This window comes from Veillonella sp. (genome assembly GCF_019414865.1).
Classification (GTDB): domain Bacteria; phylum Bacillota; class Negativicutes; order Veillonellales; family Veillonellaceae; genus Veillonella.
Genome location: NZ_DXLG01000087.1, coordinates 1 through 6650, shown reverse-complemented (window position 1 = coordinate 6650; position 6650 = coordinate 1). Strand labels below are relative to the sequence as shown.

Genomic DNA, 6650 nt, shown 5'->3' with positions numbered 1-6650 from the left:
ATATTAGACCTTCAAAAATGAATACATTACAGGAAATATAAAACATTAAAAAAGTCGGCTTTAGCCGACTTTTTTTAATGCACTTTTACGCGTTTATGTTGTTGTTCATCGAATACACCATCTACGTCAATGGTATCAAGAATTCGTTTTAGTTCATGCACATCAATTTGACCTGGTGCCGATGCTTTGCCAGCAGAGGCAAAGGTCATAGCATTACCAAATAGAGCGCCTGCTGCGCGCGTAACAGCGCCCAATGGTCCCATGGCCATCGTAATGATTGGATCTGATGGATATAAAGCTTTCACCTCAGCTGTCGCCTCAAGTAGTGTAAGAACATCGCCCGTTGTATGAGGCATAACAGCCATCTTTGGCACGTCGGCCAAGAATTCTTTCATTTGAATGAGGCGATTTACAATAACCTCATGACTTGGAGTGCCATTAAAATCATGGTTACTCATGATAATTGTAATACCATGTACCTTGGCAAATTCAATCGTTTTAAGCATTCTATCTTGATCAAAGAAGAGTTCAATATCGATAGCATCTACCAATCCAGTAGGAATGATGCGCTCTAACATTGTGAAGTAGTCTTGTGAAGAAATAGACTTTTCTCCACCTTCCCCTTTCGTGCGCCATGTAAATAATAAGGCACGACCTTTTAATTGAGGCTTAATAAGCATTAACAATTCAATAATAGCGTCAATGGAGTGGGCCCGCTCGTAATAGTCAATGCGTAGCTCCACTACATGACACGGTGTATTACATGCAACCGCAGTGGCATCTAAAATTTCTTTCATTGTTGTGCCTACAATAGGCACACATATCTTTGTCCCCTTTTCGCCGAGTACAGCATGACCGATACGGACCATAATAACTCCTTTCCGTCCCACAAGGTGAGACAAATGACTTACCTTAAACTAACTATATACCAATATTTTTGTAAAAGCAATCAATCAGCCTATATTGGATTGCTATTCACTAAAAATGTATGAAAGCCTGTTATTATGCACTAAAACAGTATTCTTAGATTAACGATTAGCATCAATTTTTGTTATGCCCAAAACCTTAAGACTAATAAAATATAATTATATTATATGAACCTTACAATACTAGTTATACTAAAAAAGATACCTTGCTCAACTACTGTAATAGTTAAGTAAGGTATCTTTTTAATGTTAATCATGTTGCATGGATAGTTTTCGAGATTGGAAGCCCATATATAGTAATAGCAAGCCGGTAATACTAAATACATAGGATATACCAACATAAGTAGATACAATACTAGCAAATACAGGGCCTACCATAGAACCAAATTGTTGAGCTGTTGTTGTCATACCAAACATGCGACCTCTAAAGCTTGGATCTGTATTGAGTGTTACAGCTGCACTCAAGGATGGATTAATGCCTACAATACAAGAGCCTATTAAGACTTGTAAAATACCAAACCACCAAATGCCCACTGGCAAGCTTTGAAGTAAGAGGACGATACCACTCCCCATCATACAGTAGGATATGGTCTTAAAGTAGCCACGGCGTTCACCAAGGCGAACCCATAGATTTGTCGTCAAGGATCCTGCTAAGCCGCCGATACTAAGGATTGTACCAGAGATCATAGCCGCCCCTTCCATGGTACCTTGCATATCCCCGACATAGAGGGCCAAGATAGGTTGCAACATCATGATAGCACATTGCATAAAGAAGAAAATCCAAAGCAATCGTACTAATACTGGCTGTTGTTGAACAGCTTTAAAGTCTTCACGTAGCGATGTAGATTTAGTAGGTTGAACCGGCTGTTCCTTTCCATCAGCACCTTTAGCATGTAATTTTGGTTCTTTCACAAAGAACAATACGGCCAATGTCGCAATAAATACAGCGATACCAGATACATAAAACACAGGGCGCATGCCTACTACACTTTCAACGGCGCCACCTAAAAATGGACCGATGACATTACCCAAGATAAGTCCCGTTTGGAAGATGCCTAGAGCTCGACCAACCTGTTTCTCATCAACACTGAGGGATACCATGGTCATCGCCGCTGGATAGAACCCATTGGCAAAACCAACGAGCGCACGCCCCATGAGTAGTTGATATTGGTCTGTAACTAAACCAATTAATACATAACAGATGGCAATGGCAAAGCCGGCGCGCAAAGCCATCCGTTTTTTACCTTTATTATCCGCAATCTTCCCCCATATAGGAGCCATAATGCCCGCAATGAGGAAGGTAATACCGAAAACGAGGCCTGACCAAAGTGCTACATCAGCCTTCGGCACACCTAATTCTAAAAGATAGATAGGCAAAAACGGAATGATCATGGTGTAACATATCGCCAGTACCGTCATGGCAGCTGTAATAATCCATACATTGCGCATGCCACCACGAGAATCATATGCAGTTGTGCTCATCCTTTGCCTCCTTTCATATATAAAAGTATATATAGTAATATACTTTTATATGCTATATAAATAAGAGCCGCATATAAAACGCGACTCTCTCATTTATTCCGTTGGAAATTTATGATCCATTACATCTTGTAAGGATACGCGTTCCATAACGTGACGGAATTCATCTTGCAAGTACTGCCACAAAGGAGCAGTCAAGCAATCATTAAACATAGGACATGGCTCAACATCATCTTCTAAACAAGATACGAGAGCAATGGAGTCCTCTGCAGCATATAAAATTTCATATACATTGTATTCAGCAGGCGATTTCACCAAGCGATATCCACCGTATTTACCACGTCCACTTTTAACGAGGCCAGCGGAGGATAAGCGAGATACAATCCCCTCTAAGTATTTATCGGAAAATCCTTGGCGTTCTGCAATTTCACGAATTGGTACATTTTTTTCTACCCCGTGCTCTGCAATATCCGCCAATATCCGTAGAGCATAGCGCCCTTTAGTAGATATTTTCATAAGTTAACCTCTAAGTCATTCATAATATATTTATAGTATATCATAAATTCATACAAAAAATGGTGGGAAATATGATACACTATACATATATCGAAATATTTTCATTCAGATATAATTTTTAATTTCATATCGGGAGGGTGTTATCTAATGTTAGATAAACTATTTCAACTCAGTGAGCGCGGTACCACTGTTAAAACCGAAATTTTAGCAGGTATTACTACGTTTATCACGATGGCGTACATCCTATTCTTAGCGCCTAACATTCTTAGTCTTGCAGGGATGGATAAAGACGCAGTCCTCATCGCTACAGCCTTAGGTGGTGGCCTTGTAACGATTGCTATGGGTTTATTCGTAAACTATCCTATCGCCCTCGCTCCAGGGGTTGGCCTCTTAGCCTTTTACTCCTTTACCGTAGTTCTCGGTATGGGCGTGTCCTGGCAAACAGCATTGGGTGCTGTATTTATCTCCGGTCTCGTATTCCTCGTATTAACACTTACGTCGATACGCCAAATGATCGTTGAAGGCATCCCAGCCTCTATGAAGGTTGCTATTACTGTTGGTATCGGCCTCTTCATCGCTATCATCGGCTTAAAATTATCCGGCTTGATGGCAATCTCTATTAGTTTGTCTCCAAACTCCTTAGGCCAAGTTGTGCAAACACATGGTAATTTAGTACCTCCAGCATCCGAGGCACTCTTGACGCTCGGTAATTTGCACAATGGTGAAACATTGTTGGCTCTATTCTCCCTCATCTTTACAGCTCTATTGATGGCTCGTAAAATTCAAGGTTCCCTCTTGATTGGTGTGGTAGTAACAACAATTGTATCCTATGCTACTGGCCTTTCCACAATGCCTGAGAACTTCACTGTATTAGCAGTGCCTGATTTCTCTAAAGCAGCATTCCTTCAATTAGATATTCCTGGTGCGCTCCACATGGGCTTAATCACGATTATCTTCTCCTTCACCTTCGTAGAATTGTTCGACTCTATGGGTACTTTGATCGGTACTGCTACAGAGGCGAAAATTGCAGATCCTAAATCTGGTAAATTCCCAGGTCTTGGTAAAGCCATGACTGTCGATGCTATCGGCGTTAGTACTGGTGCATTGCTCGGTACTTCTACGATTACTGCTTTCGTTGAAAGTGCGGCAGGTGTAGGTGCTGGTGGCCGTACAGGCTTAACAGCTGTTACAACAGGCGTATTGTTCTTAATCTGCTTGTTCTTAGCTCCAATCGTATCCTTGGTGCCAAATGCAGCCACATCTCCTGTTCTTATCATCGTTGGTGCCCTTATGTTAGGTGCTATCCGCAATATTGACTTCGATGATTGGACAGAAGGCTTCCCTGCATTCCTCGTTATCGTTTTGATGCCGTTCACATACAGCATCGCTAATGGTATCTCTGCAGGTCTTATTGCATACCCTCTACTCAAAATTATTGCAGGTCGTGCAAAAGAGGTTAACTGGATTATGTACGTATTAGCGGTACTCGTTATCATCCGCTACGTATTCTTCTAATTAATAACTAAAAGAACCTATCTCTAAAGATATTAGTAAAATATCTAGGAGATAGGTTCTTTTTTATTACTATTTAGTATTAACGAATCGTTTTTACACCAATTAAGTCTGTACGACTTGGATCGATATCTTTTAATGGCACTACATGATTTCTATAAAAGTCTGCTTCAGATGCTTTCACAGGCACTTGGAAGAACAAGAAATACGCCATATTATCCTTGTACCACGTAACACTGCGCACTAAGCCCTTATCTACATCCCCTGTATATTGAACCTCCCCTATTGGAGTGGAGTCGCTCCACTGTACGTCATGGTACTCCCATGGGATATATTCTTCAGGCCATACAGTATCCATAGAGTAGCTCATGCGGAAGACCATAGTATGATTTACCCAACGACCGCTGCGCTCTTGATACTCTTCACCTTGCTTCCAATATACAGTTTCTAATACATCATTGTCATAAAAATGTGTAGCATAGTATGTATAGCCAAACGGTAAATAACTTGGTACAGATACGTCATAGGACATCTTATGAGATGCATTAATTACACCGCTAGGTAAACCGATGGTTTTGCTCGTAAGTATAGGCCACACAGAATTCGTATGTGTACGCAATGGTAACCCAATCGTTTCATAAGGAGGCCAATCCGGGTCATCATTTTGTTTAACCTTTTTCGCATCGTTTTCTTCAACATTTTGCTTATCATTGCGGTCACCACGTAGTCGAGTATCATCAGCAGCTACGTTACTCACAGGACCTACAGAGTCTACAATTTTGCTTACAAAGCTTTGGTTTCTTGAAGAAGCAAAGTAGAGCATATACACTTTGTGATCTTTTTCCCAATAAGCGATTTGAATAGCGTCTTTACTATAACCTAACGTATGTACAGAAATTCCATTAGGGGTAGTAAAGCTAACTGTATCCTTAGCATTATAATTTGTCTTTTCTAATATAGGCGTTATCACTGTATCGATAGCCCACCCCATACGATATACAATATCTGTATTAGAGAAGGTTAATTTCGGACCATATTCTCCATCACGGCCCGTTTCTGTATATACGATTTCTAATACATCATGGTCCTTAGTCTTTACATCGCGCACTGCATAGTCTTTAGGCATATAAGACGGCACTTGTAATGGATAACCAAACTCCTGCACGGCACTTTCAATATTAGTTTCAACTATATCATTATCACCAACTTGATCATACCAGAGATAACGATCCATAAGTTTTTGATTATCATCGATAATTTTCTGATTATCTACATCTCGTTCAACAGGAACAGTGTTACCATTTTTATCTATTAACGGGTATGTAGCACTAACTGGCTGTACCCCAAAGGTGCTTACTGCTGTAGCCATCGTGGCACATAAAATGGCAGCTCTTATTATTTTCTTCATATTCTCTCCTCTTCGAGCGGTTATACAGGTTTCCGCTTTATTCCAAGTAAATCACTACGTGATCTATCTATATTTTTATAGGCTCCACATGTTCCTTATAGAATTCCGCATCAACTGATTTCACAGGTTCTAAGAACAATAAAGAGTATGCCATACCGTCCTTTGTCCACGTAATGCTACGAATCAATTGTGCTGCTGGATCACCGGTATAAAAGACTTCACCGGATTCACCTGGTTCAGACCATTCAAAGTCCTTATACTCAGCAGGAACATACGGTACATCTTTTACATCGTTCACGGAATAGCCCATTCTATAAACAAAAATACTACCGAGATTTTTCTTACCATCTCTATATGTTTGAGCATTTTTTATAAAGTATACAACCTCTAATACATTATTTTTGTCTTGACGCACTGTATAGACCTCATAACCATAAGGGATATAGCTAGGTGCCTTAACCTCATATGGAAGCTTCTGTGCTGCCTCTCTTAAAAGTCCGTTAAAAGTATGCGCCTTTTGTGTATTCTCTATAGGCCAATCATGAAAGTGCCACTGTAAATGGTCAGTTCTAGGCTCTACATTTTTAAAATTATGTCCTAGCTTAAGTGTTTTAGTAGATACAGACTGATCTCTAGTATCAGGAGTATACACCGTTTCTGCTGTTGCCATTCCTACAGATAGTAGCCCAGTAACGATAACAGCTAAAACGGACTTGTACATTGTTTTTCTCATATTTTTTCCTCTTTATAAACGATTACGAATTTCACCAATCGATTAAGAGTTTTACCGACATTACACAATATATTAT

6 protein-coding genes are annotated in these 6650 nt (G+C 40.1%); 1 reads left to right on the top strand and 5 read right to left on the bottom strand.

Features of this window, described 5'->3' with window-relative positions; genetic code table 11:
- Positions 1-74: 74 nt before the first annotated feature.
- The 3 genes from aroD to QZ334_RS06095 form a co-directional block, all read right to left on the bottom strand.
- Positions 75-869 (bottom strand): type I 3-dehydroquinate dehydratase, encoded by a 795-nt coding sequence (gene aroD / locus QZ334_RS06105; protein WP_005385241.1) that lies wholly within the window; start codon positions 867-869, stop codon positions 75-77.
- 306 nt (positions 870-1175) lie between these two features.
- Positions 1176-2408, bottom strand: coding sequence for an MFS transporter (locus QZ334_RS06100; protein WP_323758624.1), 1233 nt, complete (start codon positions 2406-2408; stop codon positions 1176-1178).
- Positions 2409-2501: 93 nt separating this feature from the next.
- Positions 2502-2921 carry an RrF2 family transcriptional regulator gene (locus QZ334_RS06095; RefSeq protein ID WP_005385239.1) on the bottom strand — a complete coding sequence of 140 codons (420 nt, stop codon included), beginning with the start codon at positions 2919-2921 and terminating at the stop codon, positions 2502-2504.
- A 147-nt stretch (positions 2922-3068) separates the two neighbouring features.
- Between QZ334_RS06095 and QZ334_RS06090 the strand changes: the two genes are divergently transcribed.
- On the top strand, positions 3069-4436 hold the full coding sequence (locus QZ334_RS06090; RefSeq protein WP_005385238.1) for an NCS2 family permease: 1368 nt from the start codon (positions 3069-3071) through the stop codon (positions 4434-4436).
- 79 nt (positions 4437-4515) lie between these two features.
- On the opposite strand, the gene QZ334_RS06085 is transcribed toward QZ334_RS06090, so the two are convergent.
- Positions 4516-5841, bottom strand: a complete 1326-nt coding sequence (locus QZ334_RS06085) for a hypothetical protein (protein WP_295232794.1) — start codon at positions 5839-5841, stop codon at positions 4516-4518.
- A 67-nt stretch (positions 5842-5908) separates the two neighbouring features.
- Complete coding sequence (locus QZ334_RS06080) at positions 5909-6574, bottom strand: hypothetical protein (protein ID WP_295232791.1); 666 nt, start codon at positions 6572-6574, stop codon at positions 5909-5911.
- Positions 6575-6650 lie beyond the last annotated feature (76 nt).